Here is a 22389-nt window from a genome sequence, read left to right as displayed (position 1 = left end):
CTATAAGTCGTAGATCATTAAGTCATTTTGAACTGCAAAAACTACCAAGCCTGCACTATTTTTAGATTCTGTTTTTAAAAGTAAATTATTTCGATGTCCTTCAACAGTTCTAGGACTTATAAAAAGAATCTCAGCAATTTCTGCTGTACTTTTTTGTGCGCAAATTAATCTTAAAACTTCTAATTCACGAGTGGTCAAAAAATTTGCATCAAATACAGATTTTGTTTTTTTAGAATTAAAACCATCTTCTTGAATAATTTTTAACACATCGTCTGTGTAATAAAATCCTTTTTCAGCAACTTCATTTATTGTAAGTAAAAGTTCTTGCGGAGTAGCATTTTTGATTAAATAAGCCACGGCACCAACAGCAATCATATTTGCTATAAAAGATTTAGTGTGGTAACTTGTAAGCGCTATTATTTTTATATTTGGAAAAGTGCTATGAATAATTTTAGTTGCCTCGACCCCATTTATTTCAGGCATTTTAAGATCCATAATTATGACATCTGGCAGTTTTACATTTTGATCATGTAAGGCATCTAGTAGCTCTTGTCCGTTTGCCGCTTCAAAAACAACGTTGATATTTTCTTCGCGGTCTAATAAAAATAATATTCCCTTGCGAAATAAAATTTCATCATCTACAAGCGCAATTTTTACATCGTTTTTCATTTTTTAAAAATTAAAATTTACTTTTACTCCTTCATTAATTCCTGATTGCAATTGCAAATTTCCATTCAAAAAAGCGACACGGCTCTCGATGTTTTTCATTCCTAGTCCTTTTTGATTCTCAAATGACTTTTGATCGAAACCAACTCCATTGTCACTATAAAGACCATGTTTTTTTCCATTTTTTTCTTCTAACACAAGATTAATTTGAGTTGCTTTACCATGACGTAAAGAATTATTCATTAATTCTTGCAGAATTCTAAAAACATGTAAATGTCTATCAATTTCGGCAAGATCAAAACTAGTGTTGCAAGTAAAGTTTACTTTAACTGCTTTACTACTACTGAACTCCTCACAGAGTTCTTCGATTCCTGCTTGCAAACCAAATTTCTCCAAAACTGGAGGCAGTAAGTTATGAGCTATTTTTCGCGAATTATCAAGTGCTTTACCTGTTAAGTCAATAATGGTAGTTGTGATTTCCTTGACTTGCAATTCTGATAATTTTGGCGTGTTAAGCAAATGACTATTCAAGGAAACAATGTTCAATTTAGAACTAATATCATCATGTAAATCTTGTGCAATGCGTTTTCTTTCCTCTTCTTGAGTAAGAATTACAGCACTCAATAGTTCTTTTTGGTATTGAATTTCTAGATCTTTTTTTTCCAATTCTTTTTGAATGATCTTTTTTCTTGAAAAATAAAAAAACAAAACCAAAACAATTCCCATTAAGATAAATGTAATGCAACTATAGATAATAATCTCTATTATTTCATTTTCAGCAAGGGTGTTTGGTTTCATAATTCGTTCTTAATTTCGTTGTTTGAAAATCTTGTTTTCCAATCGATCAAAATAATTATTTGATACAACAGATACATAAAACTATTCAAAACCCATGGTATTTTATTAAATTCTGCACTCAAAGACGTCATTAAATTACCTACAAGAAATAAAATAGTACTTCCTAATAGATAAATTAGAATCCCTATGTTCATGTAATAAAATTCTTTTTTTTCATTTAACAAATTATAAAAATGAAAACTTGCCAACACAACTAATACAATTGAAGTAATTACAATTTCTAATAAATTGAACCTAAAAAACAAAGTGTTATCAGAAGCAAATTGTACGCCTAAAATCAACAAAACAACTACGAAACAAGCTATTACAATTTTATTTTGCATACCATCTTGTTTTAATATTTGCTTGTAAAACCCACTTAACAAGATGAATTGTCCTATAAAATAAAAATGGGAAAGGAATAAATTACTACTCTTTTGCAAAATTAAAAATTCAGCCCACACTTGAATAATAAAGGAGAGCGCGAGATAAATTGTAAAGATTTTATAGGCCTTGGTTTCTTTAAAAAATTGAGTAGAAAAAAGCATTAGATTAAGAAATAAAACAAAATATCCTGTGTATGCGAGAATTTTAATCATTTCTATTTTTGTAATAATGGACTACTTTCATCACATACAGTTGGACAGGGTCTGGTAAAATCATAAATATCGTCTTCGCCTTGACCAACACCATCAACGCCAACAGTAATCATGTCAACGTATGTATTTGTTGCTGCATTAAACTTAGTGCCTACAATCATTAATTTTTCTACATTATTATCATCAACTCCAATATAAGCCCTTACCGCATCAACACCCTCGGCCAAAACTTCAAGCAAGTCCTCTTTTGGAATTAAAAATGCATTTAATCGATGGTGCTTGTTATAATCACCTTCTTTTTTAGACCAACGTTTGGCCCATTTTTGAGCAGTTTTTAATGAAATTGAATTTGGTTTTTTACTCTTAATTCTTTCTTTTGAATTGGTTTCTTTATCCATTATTTTAAAATTAGGTGGTTTCTATTGGTTCGAGAAAAGATAGGCTAAACTAACGTTTTTTTATTATTTTAACAAAAACAGTATAATTTTACAACTTACTAAAAAAGCCTAAACTTTTTGAAATTTAGGCTTTTATATGATTCAAATATTTTTTTCGAACAATTTAATTAAAACGGAACATCACTATCGTCTTCATCATCATTAAAATTACTACCAAAAGCCTCATTTGCTGATGGTAAATTTTTTGTAATAAACGGATTATCATCTTGATTCATACTCGAAGGTAAATCATCATATCCTCCGCTGTAATCTTCCAAGTTATCAAATTTACCTAGATGTCCTAAGAATTTTAAACGAACGTTCTCGATACTACCATTACGGTGCTTGGCAATCATAATTTCGGCTTGACCTGCCGTTGGCGCTGCCTCGTCATCATCCCATTCATCAATTTTATAATATTCCGGACGGTACAGGAACGATACAATATCGGCATCTTGCTCAATCGCTCCAGATTCACGAAGGTCAGAAAGCAATGGTCTTTTACTTGAGCCACGAGTTTCAACAGCACGAGACAATTGCGAAAGTGCAATTACTGGTACATTTAATTCTTTTGCTAATGCCTTCAAGTTTCGAGAAATTGTCGAAATCTCTTGCTCTCGATTTCCTCCTCCTTTTCCGCTACCTCCAGCAGTCATTAATTGCAAATAATCGACAATGATAATTCGAATTCCATGCTGCGAAACCAAACGTCTGGCTTTGGCACGCAAATCAAAAATAGATAACGATGGAGTATCATCAATAAAAAGCGGTGCTTTCTCTAAATTTTTAACCTTGGTACTCAACTGCTCCCATTCGTGTTTTTCTAACTTTCCGGTACGTAATTTTTCTGAAGACAAACCTGTTTCTGACGATATCAAACGTGTAATCAATTGCACCGATGCCATCTCGAGCGAGAATAAAGCTACTGGCATTTTAAAATCGATTGCCATATTACGAGCCATAGACAATACGAATGCCGTTTTTCCCATCGCAGGTCTCGCAGCAATGATAATTAAATCACTAGGCTGCCAACCAGAAGTTACTTTATCTAATTTGTCAAAACCAGTGGCTACACCACTCAAGCCTTCTTGACCAGCAATTTCTTCGATTCGCTTTTTAGCTTGTAAAACCAAACTTTGTGCTGTTTCAGAACTACGTTTGATATTTCCTTGCGTAACTTCGTAGAGTTTAGATTCAGCTCTGTCTAATAAATCAAATACATCTGTAGTTTCATCGTAAGAGTCTTCGATAATTTCAGTTGAAATTCGAATCAAGCTACGCTGAATGAATTTTTGCAAAATGATTCGCGAGTGAAATTCAATGTGTGCCGAAGATGATATTTTTTGGGTCAGTTGAATTAAATATAAATCGCCACCAGCAAGTTCTAATTTGGCATTCTTTTTTAATTGTGCCGATACAGTCAACAAATCAATAGGTTGTGTATCAGTAAACAATTGCGTAATTGCTTCAAAAATATGCTTGTGCGCTTCTTTGTAAAAAGCATCAGGTTGCAGAATATCAATAACATCATCTACTCCTTTTTTATCAATCATCATGGCGCCAAGTACAGCCTCTTCTAATTCAATAACTTGAGGTTGTAATTTTCCTTTTTCTAGGCTTATAATTGTCGATTTATCAACCTTCACTGGATTGATGTTTCTGAAGTTTTCCATAGCACGAAAGTAACAAAATTATAAAAAAGATTAAGCCGGAGTTATTACAAATAAATGTTCATAAGTAACTATTTTTTGTTTATAACCCCAAAAAAAACCGTCTCATAGCAGTACGAGACGGTTAGGTAAATATAAGTTTGGAGTGCTTATTCCTTGTACTCTCCCATTTTGCTATATTTCTCCATTCTTTGCGCAATTAAATCAGCTGTTGATAAGTCTTTCAGCTCATTATAACCTTTCAAGATGTATTGTTCTACGGTTTTAAATGTAGTTTCTCTGTCGTAGTGCGCTCCTCCAAGAGGTTCTGGAATGATATCGTCAACTAATTTTTGTTTTTTCATATCAGCTGATGTCAATTTCAAAGCCTCTGCAGCTTGTTCTTTGTACTCCCAACTTTTCCATAATATAGACGAGCAAGATTCAGGTGAAATAACAGAGTACCAAGTGTTTTCCATCATGTAAACTCTATCTCCCACTCCTATTCCTAGTGCACCACCTGATGCTCCTTCACCCACAATGACAGTAATAATTGGCACTTTCAAGTTAACCATCTCAAAAATGTTTCTCGCGATAGCTTCTCCTTGTCCGCGCTCTTCAGCCTCAAGACCTGGATAAGCACCTGGAGTATCAATAAGAGTTACTACAGGGATACCAAATTTTTCAGCCATTTTCATCAAGCGCAATGCTTTGCGGTACCCTTCAGGATTTGCCATCCCGAAATTACGGAACTGACGCATTTTAGTATTGATCCCTTTTTGTTGACCAACAAACATAAATGATTGCCCGTTTATTTGGCCTAAACCACCTATCATGGCTTTATCATCTTTAAATGCTCTATCCCCAAAAAGTTCTAAAAATGTACCTTTTGTAAGATTAGTGATATGCTCTAAAACATAAGGTCTATTTGGGTGTCTCGAAAGCTGAACACGTTGCCAAGCCGTAAGATTTTTGTAGATATTTTTTTTAGTTTCTTCTAGTTTTTTATTGATTTGTTTACAGGTATTTGTAACGTCTACATCTGATTCTGCACCAATAACAAGACATTTTTCTAACTGCTCTTCTAACTCTTTTATAGGAAGCTCAAAATCTAAATATTCCATAGGATTTTTGCGTTTTTGTTTTTATTTCGAACCGCAAATATAAAATTTTAAATCGTTCGAAAAGGTAATTATTGTGTTAATGTGTATTTTTTTGAATGATTTGAATGGGTTTCTATTCCTTAATTTTTGCTTTTTGATAATGTTTGATTACCCCATTCAACAAGACGGTAAGCACAATAATGACAGCACCAACATAAAACTCGAAACTCATTTTTTCTTTTCCGCCCAAGATAAAATAGGCCAAGACAATTCCGTACACAGGCTCTAAGTTAGTGGTTAGCATAACCGTGTAAGGAGTAAGTTTTTGCATTACTTTGACCGACGCTGTAAAAGCATAGGCAGTACAAACTGAAGCCAAAACTAAAATTAGCACCCAATTTTTAGCGGTTAACGTAAAAAAGTCAGCTGTAAAAACGCCTTGATACATTAAATAAATTGAAATAAAGAAAACTCCAGCTACAAATTCATAAAAAGAAATTACAGCGGGATCGTGCTGAGCAATTAATTTCCCGTTACTAAGCGTAAATAAAACACCTAGCACTATCGAAGCTAAAGCAAACAACATTCCGTTGATGTAATTTACCTCAACTTGCATGATTAAAGCCAAACCAGCGATAATTATTAGTCCAAAAAACACCTCGTACCAGAGTACTTTACGTCCATAAAACAGTGGTTCTAGTAATGAGGCAAAAAAGGCTCCCAAAGAAAATACAGAAAGCGTGATGGACACGTTAGAAACTTTTATAGCTTGAAAAAAGAAAATCCAATGCAAGGCTATTAACAAGCCAACAAAAAGTAGTTTGAAGAAAGATCGTAAAGGTACCCGAAACGATTTTTTGGTAGCCACAATAAAAAGTGCCAAAAACAATCCGGCAAAAAACATTCTGAACCAAACCAAAGCATCCGATTGAATGGTAATCAATGCGCCTAAAATGGCCGTAAAACCCCAAATAAAAACAATTAAATGAAGGTTTAAGTAACTTTTTAAATTATCGTTTTGCATTTCGTAATAAGTAAATGGCTAAAATTCCGAAGGCAATATTTGGCAACCAAACGGCTAATAAAGGCGGTATACTCGATTTTTCGGCCAGTACACCAAATATTTTATCAAAGAACACAAAGGCAAATGCCAATGCAATACCTGTTGCCAAATTAGTTCCCATACCGCCTCTGCGTTTCATTGACGAAACTGCAACCGCTATAATAGTTAAGATAAAAGCTGAAACTGGAATACTGTATTTTTTGTACAACACCACCAAATACACATTGATATTTGAAGAACCACGTTCTCGTTCTTTGGCAATAAAAGCATTCAATTTGCCCAAATTTAAGGTCTCTGCAATATAAACAACAGGTGTCAAATCTTCTAAGTCAAAAGCAAAAGTGGCTTTTTTTTCAGGTAACTTCACAATAACATCACTTAATTTGCCTACCGTTCTTTTAGTATAATCGTATAATGTGTAGGTACTGTCTTTTGGGTTCCAAGTGATTCGAGTAGCAGTTATTTTCTGCTGCAACTTATTGTTTTTAAATTTCTCTAAAGTAAAACTATAGGCTGTTTTAGTTTCTGTATTAAAACTGTTTACGTAGATAAACTCATTGTCATTTAATTGGCGATAAACATCCGTATTGTCGCCACGCATGGCTTCTTTACCATTTCCTTTTAAATAAGTGTACCTAAAATTATTATAACCTTCACTTGCTGACGGCACTACGTAAAAACCCATCAACAAGACAAAAACCGATACAATCGAGGCACCAATCAAATACGGTCGTAAAAAACGAGTAAATGAAGTTCCGGAACTCAAAATAGCAATAATCTCTGTATCATTGGCCAATTTTGACGTAAACCAAATCACCGACAAAAACAAAAAGATAGGAAACAGCGAATTAGCAAAGTACACCGTAAAGTTGTAATAGTATAGGGCTATTTCTGAAAACGGAACCTTGTTTTCGAGTAACTTATTAATCTTTTCAGATACGTCAACCACGATTCCGATTGGGATAAACAACAATAACATGACCACAAAAGTGGCCAAATATCTTTTTAGGATGTACTTGTCTATTATTGTAAGCATTTTTTTGTTTAAAGTTTAAAGTTTCAGGTTTAAAGTCAGCGCTAGAACGTTAAACTTGAAACCTTAAACATTTTTTTACAAACGTTGACTCATGTTTTTTACCATCATTTCTTTCCATGGCTTGAAATCGCCAGCTAAAATATGCTTTCTAGCCTCACGAACCAACCACATATAAAAACCAAGGTTGTGTATTGTAGCAATTTGTTTACCCAAGTATTCATTAGCAGCAAACAAATGGCGCAAATACGCTTTGGTATACTCGGTATCCACGAAAGTGATTCCCATTTCGTCAAGTGGTGAAAAATCGGCTTCCCACTTTTTATTTTTAATATTGATGGTACCGTTCGCTGTAAACAACATTCCGTTTCTCGCGTTACGAGTAGGCATTACACAGTCAAACATATCAACACCTAACGCAATATTTTCTAGAATATTTATTGGCGTACCTACACCCATTAAGTAGCGAGGTTTGTCTTCGGGTAAAATTTCGCAAACCACCTCGGTCATGGCATACATTTCCTCGGCAGGTTCTCCTACTGATAAACCTCCAATGGCATTTCCTTGCTGATTTGAATTGGCAATATACTCTGCAGATTGCATACGCAAATCTTTGTACGTGCTACCTTGAACAATTGGGAAAAAAGTTTGTTCGTACCCGTATTTAAAAGGTAATTTATCCAAATGACTGATACATCTATCCAACCACCTGTGCGTCATTTTCATAGAGCGTTGCGCGTAGCGGTAATCACAAGGATAAGGCGTGCACTCATCAAAAGCCATGATAATATCAGCACCAATGGTACGCTGAATTTCCATTACATTCTCTGGTGTAAAAAAGTGGTACGAACCGTCAATATGCGATTTAAACTTTACCCCTTCTTCTTTAATTTTACGATTTGCTGAAAGTGAATAGACTTGGTATCCGCCTGAATCGGTCAAAATATTACGGTCCCAATTCATGAATTTATGCAATCCGCCTGCTTTTTCGAGAATTTCAGTTTGCGGACGCAAGTACAAGTGATAGGTATTTCCTAAGATAATATCTGGGTTGATATCGTTTTTTAATTCACGTTGATGCACTCCTTTTACAGAGGCTACAGTACCTACAGGCATAAAAATTGGGGTCTCAATCACCCCATGATCAGTAGTTATACTTCCCGCTCTAGCTTTCGATAGCGGATCTTTTTTTAATAAATCAAATTTCATCTGGTACTTCTATTTTTTCAGTCGCCTAAACCTTCCGCAAAGACTTTCTTTAACAAAATCAGCCTGCGTAACGCCTTTCGTGCGAACCTATTTCACCCGTTTGTTCGGCTGGCAAAGATAGGTTAAATAGAAATCCGCATCAAAAAAAATATTCCAAGCCGTATACATACTCATTTTGTGAACTACAGTAGCATCAAACACCTTATTTCTTTGGGCGCGACCCCATTTCACTAGCGTTACATTTGGGGTCGGGCTATTCGTTGCAATCTTTTTTAGTGCACAGCTAGTCGCTGTTCTCTAAAAAAGGATTTCCACTGCTATCCCTCGCGCAAAAAAACTGTCTTGCACAACCTAATTTGAATAGTAATTATACTAACTCTGCAAAATTATTTACAGTAAAACAAAAAATCCAATTACAAGCTAATTGCGATTTAATACCACAAAATAAACCGTAAACAATTTTTTAAAAACGCAATTTTAACAAAATAAAAACTGCAAAGTAAAATATTAAACAATTAATAGTAAATTTGGAAATAGTTTTGTGTTGTAACGCTATTATACATATCTATAATAAACAACTGAACAAAACAATATTTATTAAATATTCCATTGGATAACTTGAATTTATGAAGCAAGAAAACGATTTTTATATCGTAGGTGTAGGAGCATCTGCAGGAGGATTAGATGCTGTTCAGCATTTTTTTGACAACATACCACAAAGCGATAATGTAGCCTATATTATCATTCAGCATTTGTCTCCAGATTTTAAAAGTTTAATGCCTGAGTTGTTGGCTAAACATACTGGTTTAAACATTTACACTGCCGAAGATGGTCAAGAAATTAAACCCAACTGCATTTACCTAAATCAACGAAATAAAAATATTGGAATTGAAAATAATAAATTCATCCTGCTTGACAAAGCTCCTAAAAACCATTTGAATTTACCCATTGAAATTCTTTTTCATATGCTGGGTGAATCCTATCGAGAGAAAGCAATAGGTGTTATTTTATCTGGTACGGGATCAGACGGTTCGCGCGGCATTAAAACGATCAAAGAAGCTGGCGGAATCATATTAGTGCAAGAACCCGGATCTGCACAATTTGACGGAATGCCTAATTCGGCCATTCTAACTAATCTCGCTGATTTTATTTTGCCACCTCATGAATTAGCGCAAAAAGTAGTTCAATTTACCCAAAGCAATAAAATTGGTTCTATTCAAGAAGATATTTATGAAAAAAACGAAACCGTTTTTCAAGAAATACTCTCTGTTATTTACAAACACACCGGAGTAAATTTTAAAAAATACAAAGTCAATACCTTATTGCGTCGCTTAGAACGACGAATGAACTTACATAACCTAAGCTCATTTGAAGAGTACCTAAAGTTTCTTCGAGCAAATACCGAGGAAATAACCGCAATTAACCAAGAATTTTTAATAGGTGTCACTTGCTTTTTTAGAGATCGTGAAGCTTTTGAAATCTTAGAAAAATCCGTTATCCCTGCAATTTGCAATCGTACAAACCACCAAAATAATATCCGAATTTGGATTCCCGCTTGTTCTAGTGGCGAAGAAGTATATTCAATAGCCATATTGATTGAAGACTACATAAGAACCAACAAACTCACCATTGATTATAAAATTTTTGCAACAGACATAGACCGCAAAGCCCTACGGAGAGCCAGCATAGGGTCCTATTCAGTAAATAACAGTACTGAAATTAAAAAGGAGTACTTACAAGATTATTTTGTAAAAACAGGAGAAAAAATTCAAATTATAAAACGCATTCGAGAAAAAATTGTTTTCTCATATCACGATGTTATCAAAGATCCACCCTTCATTAAAGTAGATTTAATTTCATGTCGAAATTTGCTCATTTACTTTTCTACAACCACACAAAAAACCGTTTTATCTAGTTTTCAATTTGCATTGAATAAAGATGCTTTTTTATTCCTTGGCAGCAGTGAATCACTAGGAACCTTAAGTAATTTATTTGCGGTTCACGACCAAAAAAATAAAATTTTCCAGAGTATGTTCGAGAATAAAAGACTCACCCGTGAGGATAACGGTGATGAAAATTTATACAATATTAGCGCAGGAACTGCTCAATATTTGGTAAGCCAAAACAATCAAATTGTGACAAGTAAAAAGCAAAACGAACTTTTTTATTACAAATACCTCAGCAAAAAACATTCGCCAGTTACTGTATTTGTTGATAAAGAATTTAATGTTCAATTCATTTTAGGAGAATTTAAAAAATGGTTTCGTCAAACAGATGGACTATTTTCTAATAATCTTTTACAAATGGTAGAGCCTGAACTGGCTACTATCATTCGCAACGGAATTAGAAGAGTAATTGAAACAAATAATTCATTGAGTATTAAAAATTTGGTATATGACATTAAGGAAGACAAAATAACAACCGATTTGTATTTTGAATCTGTCAACAGCACCGATACAACAGACAATGTATATATGGTGCAATTTGATATGGGTGCTAATAATCAATCTGAAGAAAAGATTGTATTGTCTAATGAAGATGTCTCCAATTTTTCAAAACAACGCATTGAAGACTTGGAGCTTGATTTGAAAGAGAACAGAGCCCAATTGCAAAACGTTGTTGAAGAGCTAGAAACGAGTAATGAGGAGTTACAAAGTTCTAATGAAGAATTGATGTCCTCAAATGAAGAATTACAAAGTTCAAACGAAGAATTACAATCCGTAAACGAAGAATTATACACGGTTAACTCTGAATTTCAAGAGAAAAACAAAGAACTCGAAAACTTAAACAACGATATCAATAATTTGTTAAACAGCACTGATATTGGCACTCTTTTTCTTGACAATCAACTCAATATTAGAAAATTTACACCTGCGGTAAAACGTTTATTTCATTTAGAAGAAAGCGATATTGGTAGATCAGTTATGAGTTTTGCATCTGAGTTTGATACTGCCATTCAAAAATCAATTCTTACAGATGCGAAGGCAGCATTAGATAATTTAACCAATGTTGAAAAAGAAGTAAGAGATCTAAAAGGCAACTGGTATTTAAAACGAATTAGTCCTTTTATAACCTCTGATAAAAAAATTGATGGTGTGGTGATCACCTTCGTCGATATTAACAACTTGAAAAAAGTAAAATCAGAACTCAATGCAATTGAAGCTCGTTTAGAAACAGCTTTGGTAGCCGGAAACATGGCTTGGTGGGAATTGAAATCAACACCAAATGGATTATTTTTTTCTAAATCATGGGTTGAAATGCTTGGTTTAAATCCTAATGATGTTAAAAATCACGATGATTTACTAGCACTTATCCATCCCGATGATTATGCTAAAACTGTTCAAGCTTTTCAAAATCATTTGGCAGGTAAAACGCAAAGTTACGACTGCCAATACCGGATCAAAAATCATAATGGTGATTACCAATGGTTTCAAGATATTGGGAAAATTGTATTAAAAAATAATCATGAAACCATTATGTCAGGTATTGTAGTTGACATAAACATCAAAAAACAAATTGAGTTAGAACTTTTTAGCGCACTTCAAAATGCAGAAACTGCAAATATTTATAAAAACCAGTTTCTTGCCAATATGAGCCACGAAATACGAACACCAATTAACGGCTTAGTTGGTTTCGCCTCTTTATTAGGCAGTGAAGATTTAGATCAAGAAACCAAAAATCAATACGTTTCTATTGTTGAAAGTTGTTCGAACCAATTACTAAACTTAATAAACGATATAATTGATGTAGCAAAAATCGAAGCAGGTGAATTAAAAATAGAATTAGAAAATTGTGACATCAATAAAATTTTTAATGAACTAGAAATCACTTTTAATAATATTCAGCATCAAAAAGAAAAAAATGACATTAGGTTAATTAAAAAAGTTTTTAACCCTAACCAAGAATTAATAATCACTACTGATAGTGCTCGATTAAAACAAGTACTTACCAATTTGATTGGAAACGCACTCAAATTTACTAATGAAGGAAGTATTGAATTTGGTTACCAAATAAATGATCATTCCATTATATTTACTGTAGTAGATACAGGAATTGGAATGTCGCAAGATCAATTAGACCTTATTTTTGAACGTTTTCAGCAAGTAGAACATGACACCAAAATAAAGTATGACGGGACTGGTTTGGGTCTTACCATTTCAAAAGGAATTGTTCATTTATTAGGAGGAAAAATCGTGGTTACATCTCAATTTGGCAAAGGAAGTACTTTTGCTTTCGAAATTCCATACCGTCCTATAAAAAGTAATTCCAAGGCAAAAAACACCAACCTCGATTCCATAATCCCGATTTTTGAGGGTAAAAAAATATTAGTTGTAGAGGATGAAATTAACAACCAACTATATTTAAAAGCGATTCTTCAAGAGTTTCCGCTACAAGTACTCTGGGCTAAAAACGGACTAGAAGCAGTAACTATTTTCAAAAAAGAAAGCAATATTGCCATTGTTTTAATGGATATTAGAATGCCTCTTTTGGATGGTTATCAAGCTACCCGAATGTTACTTGACATTAAACCTGAAGCCAAAGTAATTGCACAAACCGCCAATGCAATGTCTGGAGACAAGGATAAATGCCTTGAAATCGGATTTGTAGATTACATACCAAAACCCATTACCAAAGAAAAATTAATTGAAACACTTGGGAAATGGATGGCTTAAAAAGACATTTACTTGTCAAATGAATTAATACTATTTAAAGAGGGTATATCAAACTATTTTGATGAACGCTCTTTTGAATTTTCTTCCATAAAACTAATCATTTCTTCAAATCTGGCGCTCCAAGGTTTAAAATATTGTACCACCATAGGAACATGCTTTTTCCTCAAACGAATGGTTTGTACCTCAGGCTGAAAAACTTTGATAGCCTTTTCAAAACGTTGGGTTCCCTCAATAATGGAGGGATAGGTTTTTGTACCAACATACAATAAAAATGGCGGTGTTTGGGCATTAACATAGTAAATTGGCGAAGCTACTTTCCATTGTTCAGGATTTGCAGTCCAAGTTGCTAAATAATCATCTTGATTAGTAGGAGGAAATTTCTCGAGATAGTTTTTCATATCGAGTCCAGCCGCATCGTTTAAAATAATTCCGGCAACACTCGCAGGTTGTACTCCATATTTAGGATTCATAACCGCCAAGGCACCGAGATGTCCGCCTGCTGAATGTCCAGTTACAAAAATTTGGTTCGCATTACCGTTGTATTGACCAATATTCTTTTTAGTCCACTCAATTACAGTTGCAATTTGCTGTGCCATGACATCATAATTTACCGCAGGACTCAAGCTATAATCTGGTATAACGGTAATAATTCCTCTTTTAGCAAAATTACGACCTAGTAAATTATAAGTTTCCTTACGCCCGCTATTCCAATTTCCACCATGAACAAAAATCAAAACTTTGGCACCTGCTTGATTTACTTTTCGAGGAACAAAAATATTTAGCTTGGGCGCTGTGCTTGCGTTTTCAACCGTAGTTGGTTGGTAAACGATATTAGTAGTCTTTTTGGAGGCACAACTCGTTATCAGAAAAACCGATATTAAAACAGTAGAGATTTTAAACAAACGCATCATGTATTTTTTTTTACGAATATACTATTTATAAAATTCATAGACATTAGCAAGTCTCTAAAATAGGCCTTTCGATTCAGAGTCATTTTTAGTTTTGGTAGATTTAAAACCCAAAAAAAACGGTCCATATCAAGGATACCAACCGTTTTTAATGACGCTTTTGATTAACAAATAATAATCAAATAAGAGGTATTTAGATTAATTAAATTGCGCTGTCACATATTCAACTAAACTTTGATCTGACATTTTATTCGAAGTACTTTCTGTAGCTACTACATTTTTGTACTGAGGTGTTTCACTCAAAAAATTTATGAATTGCTCCTGAGCAGTTCCTGTTCCTGTTACGTGTAATTCATCTACGTTTTGCATGTGAGCAGTAATATTCTTAAAAAGTTTTCGCAGCTGATCTCTCTCAGCATTATTAGCGGCATTTTCACTGGTATTGTAACCTTGTGCCTCAACGGTTTCATGACCTAGTACTAAAAAATCTCCGGAATCTACATTTTCTCTTCCTACAATGGTAGCGTGATGGGAATCCATCCACACTCCAAACTGCTTTTTGCTGTTCTGTGACATGATTGTTTGTTTAAGTTATAACACCTTTTGTACCAGCTATATTTTACTGACTATTAGTATTCTAATAAAGGTAGCCTATCTATTTTTAATAAAGTTGTATTTAACAAAGTCTTATGCTCTCTAAATAGTATTTGTGCGTTTCATAGGTTTATACAAACTAATTTAAAATTGATCAGAAACTTACAATGAACACACAAAAGCTTAAACAAAATTCACCAGAAAATTAGCAACAGGAGCATTAAATTAAGTTGAACATACAAAAGAATAAACACTACTTTTCTGTTTGAATAAAATGTTACCTATAAAGCTTTATTTTTGTACCATTAAAATCTAGATTCAAAACAAAAATAATCCCAATGGAAATAGCCCAAATTATTAAAGAAGAAAGAGGAACCTTAATTGACGTGCGCTCTTATGCAGAATTTACTGGAGGTCATGTTGCAGGATCTTTAAATATCCCGATTCAAGAAATACCACACAGAATACAGGAAATTCAAGAACTCAGAACACCTTTAATTTTATTTTGTGCCTCTGGAAACAGAAGCGGTCAAGCACAAGTATTCCTCACTGCTCAGGGAATTGAATGTTATAACGGAGGTTCTTGGCTGGATGTTAATTTTATGCAAGCACAAGCTGAGTAATATTTAAAATGATGATTATTTTCAATTGAAATAATAAAATGTAAAAGCCCGCTACTTGCGGGCTTTTGCATTTTATTGATTCGTCTAAATCAATTTTTTCAATAATCAAAAGACTTAGTCATTCAAAGCTGGATAATCGGTATATCCTTTTACAGTATCGGTGTAAAATGTAGTTGGATCAGGTGTGTTCAAAGGCGCATCCGTTTCATATCGTGCTACCAAATCAGGATTTGCAATAAAAGGAACGCCATAAGCTACCAAATCAGCATCACCATCTTCTAACACTTTCATTCCTGTTTCCTTATTGAAACCTTTGTTAATAATCAAAGTTCCTTTGTACAATGGTCTGAAATGTTTGGCTACTTGAGTTACTGCAAAAGGCACTTCAGAAACATCTGTAAAAGGTTCCGTTAAGTGAACATACGCTAATCCGTAATCGTTCAGTTTGTTAACAATATATTCGTAGGTCGGAATTGTTTCTTCATCCAACATCATCCCTTGCGCATTATGCAAGGATGGATTCAAACGTACTCCCACTTTTGAATAATCGATAACTTCTTTTAAAGCATCTAAAATCTCAAAAAGGATTTTTGATTTGTTTTCAATAGATCCGCCGTATGCATCGGTACGATGATTAGAATAACCGTTAAAAAATTGTTGCAACAAATAGCCATTAGCAGCATGCAATTCAACACCATCAAATCCTGCAGCAATTGCATTTTTCGCTCCATTTTTGAAATCTAAAACAGTTTGTTTGATATCTTCGATTGTCATTTCTTTTGGCACTACGGTATCTTGAAAACCATCTTTAGTATACGCTTGCGCAAAAGGATTCAATGCCGATGGTGCATGAGGCAATTCGCCGTTGTGCAAATCAGGGTGCGACATGCGACCTGTATGCCACAATTGTGCAAAAATAGTCCCGCCTTTTTCGTGTACCGCTTTGGTAACCAGCTTCCACCCTTCTGTTTGCGCTTCACTATAAATTCCTGGTACATTAATAAAACCTACTGCTTTCGTGCTTACAAAAGTTCCTTCAGAAACTATTAAACCTGCTGTTGCTCTTTGTGCATAATATTCTGCTGTAAGTGCTGTAGGAACGTTTCCTTCATTATTAGAACGGCTGCGAGTCATAGGCGCCATCACCATTCGATTTTTTAAAACACTGTTTCCTAAAGTGTAAGGCTGAAATAAAATTGATTTACTCATTTGATTTTTTTTAGATAATTAAAACCGCAACTACATAAATTCAAATTATGCTGTAAAACGGTCAGTAAGAGAAGAAAATAAACAGACACACATTATTTTCTTGATGCAAGTCAGTTCAGATACAAGTTCTATCTCCTTTCTTTATGGTACAAAGGTAAAGCAGAAACCAAACTCATTTCGTTGACCTAGGACAAGAAACGTGTTTGAAATAAAAAAATTTAACTGCTAATTTTTCTCCGAACCCTACTAAGTGTAGCCGGAGTACAACCCAAATAAGAAGCTATCATGTGTTGCGGAACTCTTTGAACAATATTTGGATAACGATGAAGCAATTGAACGTATTTCTCCTCTACTGTAGCAGTCAGCACACTGTTAATGCGCTCTTGATTGGCAACGTAGGCATTTTGCAAAAGCAAACGCTGGTATCTTTCAAATAAAGGCACTTGCTCCATTAAAGCCTCACGAGTGGCTGAAGTTAGTAATAATACCTCTGAATCCTCAAGCGCCTGAATCGTGTAAATAGAAGTGCTTTGGGTCAAAAAACTAGCTAAATCAGTAATCCACCAGCCTTCGACTGCAAATTGAATCGTATGTTCATTGCCTTTTTCATCGACATAAAAAGATCGAAGTACTCCTTTTTCAACAAAAATATTATACTGGCAAAGTCCGCCAGAAACTTGTAACATTTCTTTTTTTAACACCTTCTTAGGCACAAAATAAGTTTTACACAACTCGCGCTCTGCTTCACTCAAAGCTACCTTTTCTTGAATACTTTTAAACAATTGATCAAACATGTTTGCAAGTTACAAAATACTGTAAAAACAGTAGCGTAGCATTTACAACTAATAACAATTTAACCTTGATAACTAATGATAAATCTAAAAATGGAACCTTATATTAATCAAATTATCTGATTATATTTGCGGAGTCTAATTTAACACACAAATGAAACCAAACACACAACAATTAAAGGATTTAACAATCCAAGTTAGAAGAGATATTCTTCGCATGGTACACGCAGTCAACTCAGGACACCCAGGTGGTTCATTAGGTTGTGCTGAATTTCTTGTAGTATTGTACCAAAACATTATGGATCGCAAAGAAGGTTTTGAAATGGACGGAATAGGTGAAGATCTTTTCTTTCTTTCTAATGGTCATATTTCACCTGTATTGTACAGTGTATTGGCACGAAGCGGTTATTTTCCAGTTGCTGAATTAGCTACTTTCCGTTTGATCAACTCTAGATTACAAGGTCACCCAACTACACACGACCATCTTCCTGGTGTTCGTATTGCATCTGGTTCTTTAGGTCAAGGATTATCTGTAGGTATTGGTGCTGCCCAAGCTAAAAAATTGAATGGTGATAATCACATCATCTACACACTACATGGCGATGGTGAATTACAAGAAGGTCAAAACTGGGAGGCCATCATGTACGCATCTGCTAAAAAAGTAGATAACTTAATTGCAACAATCGATTTGAACGGGAAACAAATTGATGGAACTACTGACGAAGTTTTAGCTATGGGAAGTATCCGTGCTAAATTTGAAGCTTTTGATTGGGATGTTTTAGAAATTGAAAAAGGAAACGATATCGAGGCTATTATTGCCGGTATGAACGATGCTAAATCAAGAACTGGAAAAGGAAAACCAGTTTGCGTATTGTTGCACACAGAAATGGGTAACGGTGTCGATTTTATGATGTACAGTCATGCATGGCATGGTAAAGCACCTAACAACGATCAATTGGCTACTGCATTGAGTCAAAACGAAACTACCGGAGATAACTCAGATTATTAAGTATTAAAATTATGGAGTGCCAATTTCTGTCCGACGCAATGGCGAAATAGTTCAGAAATTTTAATCTTTCAATTTTTTAATCTTTCAATTTTAAAAAGCGATAATGAAAAAATATACAAATACAGGAAGTAAAGATACGCGCTCAGGTTTTGGAGCGGGAATGACTGAACTAGGTCAAAAAAACGAAAATGTGGTGGCGCTTTGTGCCGATTTAATTGGTTCTTTAAAATTTGACGATTTTAAGAAAAACCATCCAGAGCGTTTTTTCCAAATTGGAATCGCAGAGGCGAACATGATCGGAATTGCAGCAGGATTAACCGTAGGAGGAAAAATTCCTTTTACTGGAACTTTTGCTAACTTTTCTACAGGAAGAGTGTACGATCAAATTCGTCAATCAGTAGCTTACTCTGAGAAAAATGTAAAAATTTGCGCCTCACACGCTGGATTGACTTTAGGAGAAGACGGTGCTACACACCAAATCCTTGAAGATATCGGATTGATGAAAATGCTACCTGGAATGACCGTAATTAACACTTGTGATTACAACCAGACCAAAGCAGCAACATTAGCACTTGCAGATCATAACGGACCAGCTTATTTGCGTTTTGGTCGTCCGGTTGTGCCTAACTTTATGCCAGCTGACGAACCATTCGTAATTGGTAAAGCAATCACCTTAACTGAAGGATCTGATGTGACTATTGTGGCTACAGGACATTTGGTTTGGGAAGCGTTGCAAGCTGCTGAAGCTCTTGAAGAAAAAGGAATTTCTGCAGAGGTAATCAACATCCACACTATCAAGCCATTAGACGAAGAAGCAATTTTGAATTCTTTAGCAAAAACAAAATGTATTGTTACTGCTGAAGAACACAATATTTTAGGTGGTCTTGGCGAAAGCATCTCTAGAGTATTGGCTTTAAACAGTCCGGCTCCACAAGAATTTGTTGCGGTAAATGACAGCTTTGGTGAATCAGGAACTCCAGAACAATTAATGGAGAAATACAAACTGAACGATCAAGCCATTATCGAAGCAGTAGAAAGAGTAATGAAAAGAAAATAATCTTTTCGATTTATTCCATAAAAAAAACCAGACTGCCTTAGCAATCTGGTTTTTTTATGCCTTTTAATTTCTAGTTACATTTAACCAAATGCCTTTTTATTCTTGCTGGATTGGTGACATTACCATCACAACTAGGAATGTCAGCAAAAGGAATTAACTTGCCGTTAACTGTAATTTCAGTTCGTGTACTTACACCATCGCCATCATCATCAGTATCTAGGAAATTTGGAATTCCGTCTTTATCTGTATCATCTGCATATCGAATATTATCTGCTGGAGTAGTAGGATAATTAGTTGTATTAGCATAATTGTACATATAACCATCACCATCTAAGTCTTCTAAATAATTAGGAATACCGTCAAGATCGCTGTCAGTTCTATTAATTTCAAACAATTTGATACTAAAAATTAATGGTGCATAAGCAGGAATAGTATTTTGACCTTGTGAGTAATAACTTAAACCTGAAGGCAAGAACAAAATCCCGGCTCCGAAATCAGAATACGAAATCGTTCCATCAGGGTTTGATGAATAATTTCCTGTTTTAAATTCCGGAAAAGTCAATCCCCAACCCGAAATAGTAGTAGTTAAATTAAAAAAACTTTGAGGAGTGTTTGAAGCTTCAAAAAAAGTAGCCTCCAAGGTTTCTACATCTGCCACTTTTTTTCTAGACAAATATGATCCGCTATACGCAGCTAATACCTCATCAGTATTTGTTGGTCTTTGCCCTACTCCTTCACGCAATACCATGTAGTATACTTCATATTTTATATCGTGAAAGCTTATCTCTTTCATCAATAATTTAGGAAAGGAGGCATTATTTAAATAACTAAAAATGGATCTTTGTGTTCCACCAGAAGGAATTTTACTAATTTTAGTAACTACATCAGGATTCAAATCTTCGATATAATACGTTGTCAAGTATTCCTCAATATCTGCTTTTTCAGTCTTATACTGTGCAGCATACTCTCGTGGTGGTGTCAATGCCGCCGCTTCATCTTTTGAACATGAAAATAAAGAGACTGTTGTAATTAATAAAATAAAATAATACTTAAATTTGTTCATTATAGCTAAATTTTTTAAGTGCGCAAGATACAATATTGATTGATTTTTGTAAACAATTTAACGCTGATTTTAGAAAAATTATGAGAATAGATAAATATTTATGGTGTGTTCGTTATTATAAAACCAGAAACATGGTAACGGAGGCCTGTAAAAAAAACCATATTACCGTTAATGGCCAAGTAGCCAAAGCCTCCAAGGAAGTTTTCCCTACCGATAAAATTACCTTTAGAAAAGATCAAATAACGCAAATCATAACCGTTCTTGACATTCCTGAAAATCGTATAGGTGCGAAATTAGTCGATATGTACCGCCGCAACGACACGCCTGCCGAAGCTTTTCAGCATTTAGAATTGCTGAAATTATCCAAGGAACATTACCGTAAAAACGGAACTGGAAGACCAACCAAAAAAGACCGCCGTGACATTGATGAATTTGGGAACGAGATAATCACCGATGAAGAAGAGGATTAAACCATAATTTCTCATCAAATAAAAAAATCATTTTTACAACATAATACTGCAAAACAACAACTTTATATAATGAGCAAAAATATCATCTTGAACAATCAAGAAATAGAACATAAAATAAAACGAATTGCCTATCAAATCTACGAAACCTTTGTTGATGAGCAAGAAATTGTGATTGCTGGCATTGCAAGCAACGGTTTTACATTTGCTAAAAAAATTGCAGCAGTTCTAGAAACTATTTCGCCACTTACGGTTACGCTTTGCGAGGTACAAATTAACAAACAACATCCGCAGTCGCCTATTGAGACCTCGATAACGCAAGAACAATACGCTAATAAAGGACTAGTTTTAGTAGATGATGTTCTCAATTCAGGCACTACACTGATATATGCTGTAAAACACTTTATTGATGTACCACTGAAAAAATTCAAAACAGCGGTATTGGTAGATCGAAATCACAAAAAGTACCCTGTAAAAGCCGATTTCAAAGGTATCTCCCTTTCTACCTCACTTTTTGAGCATGTACAAGTTGTGTTTGACGAAAACGGCGACAACTACGCCTATTTAAGCTAATAGAGCAATAACTTCAGAAACCGTTTGTTCGATAGATTTCTCATCAACCACAATTTTATACTGTGCTTGATTATAGTAAAAACTTCTATCGAACAAATGTTTTGCTATAAATTCCCTCATTTCTTCTTCGTTTTTACTCGCTATAAGTGGTCGTTTGCTTTTATTTTGATGCAATCTTTGAAACAAAGTCTCAATTGAAGCTTTCAAATAGATCGAAAAAACGTTTTCTCCTTTAAAAAATTCATGATTATTGGCATAACAAGGCGTTCCTCCGCCCAAACCTATGACCATTTCTTCTGTTGATTGCATCAAATCGGCAAAAACTTCGTGTTCTATTTTACGAAAATAGATTTCTCCGTGCTTTTCAAAAATAGCATTTACAGATAAATTGAGCTTTTTTTCGATCATTTCATCTAAATCTACAAAAGGGACTTGAATACTTTTTGACAATTTTTTAGCAATAGTAGACTTCCCGCAGCCCATATAGCCTAATAATATGATTTTTTTCATCTTAATAAAACCTTACAAATTAAGGTGTTGTGTTTTTTTGTTTAAAAAAGACAAATTTATAATAAAAATGCTTGCAATAATCCGAAATTAGTTCTTATATTTGCACCCGCATTCAAGGAAAGAATATGACTCGATAGCTCAGTCGGTAGAGCACATCACTTTTAATGATGGGGTCCTGGGTTCGAGCCCCAGTCGGGTCACAAATTTAGTGATCAACACATAATTTCCTTGAAAGCAATGACTCGATAGCTCAGTCGGTAGAGCACATCACTTTTAATGATGGGGTCCTGGGTTCGAGCCCCAGTCGGGTCACAAA

General features: G+C 34.5%; 21 protein-coding genes and 2 tRNA genes. 8 read left to right on the top strand and 15 right to left on the bottom strand.

The features are described from left to right. The 9 genes from G9Q29_RS11190 to tgt all read right to left on the bottom strand — a co-directional run bounded on the left by G9Q29_RS11190 (position 1) and on the right by tgt (position 8596). Positions 1-669, bottom strand: coding sequence for a response regulator transcription factor (locus tag G9Q29_RS11190; RefSeq protein ID WP_166137251.1), 669 nt, complete (start codon positions 667-669; stop codon positions 1-3). A 3-nt stretch (positions 670-672) separates the two neighbouring features. Further along, entirely contained in the window at positions 673-1464 is a 792-nt protein-coding gene (locus G9Q29_RS11185; protein ID WP_166137248.1) for a sensor histidine kinase, read from the bottom strand. Beyond that, positions 1461-2102, bottom strand: a complete 642-nt coding sequence (locus G9Q29_RS11180; protein WP_166137245.1) for a hypothetical protein — start codon at positions 2100-2102, stop codon at positions 1461-1463. The genes G9Q29_RS11185 and G9Q29_RS11180 overlap by 4 nt, the downstream gene beginning before the upstream one ends. A gap of 2 nt (positions 2103-2104) precedes the next feature. Continuing rightward, positions 2105-2500: a hypothetical protein gene (locus G9Q29_RS11175; RefSeq protein WP_166137242.1), complete on the bottom strand. Its 396-nt coding sequence runs from the start codon at positions 2498-2500 to the stop codon at positions 2105-2107. 167 nt (positions 2501-2667) lie between these two features. Next, the gene (dnaB, locus tag G9Q29_RS11170; protein WP_166137239.1) at positions 2668-4212 is read right to left on the bottom strand and encodes a replicative DNA helicase; all 1545 of its coding nucleotides are present in this window, start codon (positions 4210-4212) and stop codon (positions 2668-2670) included. Positions 4213-4358: 146 nt separating this feature from the next. Further along, complete coding sequence (locus G9Q29_RS11165; protein WP_166137236.1) at positions 4359-5312, bottom strand: acetyl-CoA carboxylase carboxyltransferase subunit alpha; 954 nt, start codon at positions 5310-5312, stop codon at positions 4359-4361. Positions 5313-5424: 112 nt separating this feature from the next. Beyond that, positions 5425-6315 (bottom strand): DMT family transporter, encoded by an 891-nt coding sequence (locus G9Q29_RS11160; RefSeq protein ID WP_166137233.1) that lies wholly within the window; start codon positions 6313-6315, stop codon positions 5425-5427. Beyond that, complete coding sequence (locus G9Q29_RS11155) at positions 6302-7390, bottom strand: LptF/LptG family permease (RefSeq protein WP_166137230.1); 1089 nt, start codon at positions 7388-7390, stop codon at positions 6302-6304. The genes G9Q29_RS11160 and G9Q29_RS11155 overlap by 14 nt, the downstream gene beginning before the upstream one ends. Positions 7391-7465: 75 nt before the next feature. After that, entirely contained in the window at positions 7466-8596 is a 1131-nt protein-coding gene (gene tgt / locus G9Q29_RS11150; protein ID WP_166137227.1) for a tRNA guanosine(34) transglycosylase Tgt, read from the bottom strand. 626 nt (positions 8597-9222) lie between these two features. Here tgt and G9Q29_RS11145 point away from each other — a divergent pair. After that, complete coding sequence (locus G9Q29_RS11145; RefSeq protein WP_166137224.1) at positions 9223-13269, top strand: chemotaxis protein CheB; 4047 nt, start codon at positions 9223-9225, stop codon at positions 13267-13269. A 53-nt stretch (positions 13270-13322) separates the two neighbouring features. On the opposite strand, the gene G9Q29_RS11140 is transcribed toward G9Q29_RS11145, so the two are convergent. After that, positions 13323-14180, bottom strand: coding sequence for an alpha/beta hydrolase (locus G9Q29_RS11140; RefSeq protein ID WP_317164743.1), 858 nt, complete (start codon positions 14178-14180; stop codon positions 13323-13325). Between the two features lie 195 nt (positions 14181-14375). Further along, positions 14376-14753: a hypothetical protein gene (locus G9Q29_RS11135; protein WP_166137221.1), complete on the bottom strand. Its 378-nt coding sequence runs from the start codon at positions 14751-14753 to the stop codon at positions 14376-14378. 356 nt (positions 14754-15109) lie between these two features. On the opposite strand from G9Q29_RS11135, the gene G9Q29_RS11130 reads away from it, so the two are divergent. After that, positions 15110-15394: a rhodanese-like domain-containing protein gene (locus G9Q29_RS11130; protein ID WP_166137218.1), complete on the top strand. Its 285-nt coding sequence runs from the start codon at positions 15110-15112 to the stop codon at positions 15392-15394. 114 nt (positions 15395-15508) lie between these two features. Here the strand turns inward: G9Q29_RS11130 and G9Q29_RS11125 are convergent, their stop codons facing one another. Together G9Q29_RS11125 and G9Q29_RS11120 are read right to left on the bottom strand one after the other, a co-directional pair. Then, positions 15509-16603: an alkene reductase gene (locus G9Q29_RS11125; protein WP_166137216.1), complete on the bottom strand. Its 1095-nt coding sequence runs from the start codon at positions 16601-16603 to the stop codon at positions 15509-15511. 218 nt (positions 16604-16821) lie between these two features. Next, on the bottom strand, positions 16822-17397 hold the full coding sequence (locus G9Q29_RS11120) for a Crp/Fnr family transcriptional regulator (RefSeq protein ID WP_166137213.1): 576 nt from the start codon (positions 17395-17397) through the stop codon (positions 16822-16824). Positions 17398-17548: 151 nt separating this feature from the next. Here G9Q29_RS11120 and G9Q29_RS11115 point away from each other — a divergent pair, with 151 nt between their 5' ends. Both G9Q29_RS11115 and G9Q29_RS11110 read left to right on the top strand, forming a co-directional pair. After that, on the top strand, positions 17549-18403 hold the full coding sequence (locus G9Q29_RS11115; protein WP_166137210.1) for a transketolase: 855 nt from the start codon (positions 17549-17551) through the stop codon (positions 18401-18403). A gap of 103 nt (positions 18404-18506) precedes the next feature. Then, on the top strand, positions 18507-19460 hold the full coding sequence (locus G9Q29_RS11110; RefSeq protein ID WP_166137207.1) for a transketolase family protein: 954 nt from the start codon (positions 18507-18509) through the stop codon (positions 19458-19460). A gap of 70 nt (positions 19461-19530) precedes the next feature. Here G9Q29_RS11110 and G9Q29_RS11105 read toward each other — a convergent pair whose 3' ends face one another. Next, positions 19531-20523 (bottom strand): FKBP-type peptidyl-prolyl cis-trans isomerase, encoded by a 993-nt coding sequence (locus G9Q29_RS11105; protein ID WP_166137204.1) that lies wholly within the window; start codon positions 20521-20523, stop codon positions 19531-19533. 80 nt (positions 20524-20603) lie between these two features. Here G9Q29_RS11105 and G9Q29_RS11100 point away from each other — a divergent pair, with 80 nt between their 5' ends. Both G9Q29_RS11100 and G9Q29_RS11095 read left to right on the top strand, forming a co-directional pair. Then, positions 20604-20993: an RNA-binding S4 domain-containing protein gene (locus G9Q29_RS11100; protein WP_166137201.1), complete on the top strand. Its 390-nt coding sequence runs from the start codon at positions 20604-20606 to the stop codon at positions 20991-20993. 69 nt (positions 20994-21062) lie between these two features. Then, positions 21063-21563, top strand: a complete 501-nt coding sequence (locus tag G9Q29_RS11095; protein WP_166137198.1) for a phosphoribosyltransferase domain-containing protein — start codon at positions 21063-21065, stop codon at positions 21561-21563. Here G9Q29_RS11095 and G9Q29_RS11090 read toward each other — a convergent pair. After that, positions 21555-22073, bottom strand: a complete 519-nt coding sequence (locus G9Q29_RS11090; RefSeq protein WP_166137195.1) for a shikimate kinase — start codon at positions 22071-22073, stop codon at positions 21555-21557. The genes G9Q29_RS11095 and G9Q29_RS11090 overlap by 9 nt on opposite strands. Positions 22074-22200: 127 nt before the next feature. Between G9Q29_RS11090 and G9Q29_RS11085 the strand changes: the two genes are divergently transcribed. Continuing rightward, positions 22201-22273, top strand: a tRNA-Lys gene (locus tag G9Q29_RS11085). Between the two features lie 39 nt (positions 22274-22312). Further along, a tRNA-Lys gene (locus tag G9Q29_RS11080) sits at positions 22313-22385 on the top strand. Positions 22386-22389: the final 4 nt, after the last annotated feature.

Source organism: Flavobacterium turcicum, from assembly GCF_011365745.1.
Lineage (GTDB): Bacteria > Bacteroidota > Bacteroidia > Flavobacteriales > Flavobacteriaceae > Flavobacterium > Flavobacterium turcicum.
Note: the sequence above shows the minus strand (reverse complement) of the source record. Positions and strands in the feature narration are given on the sequence as shown.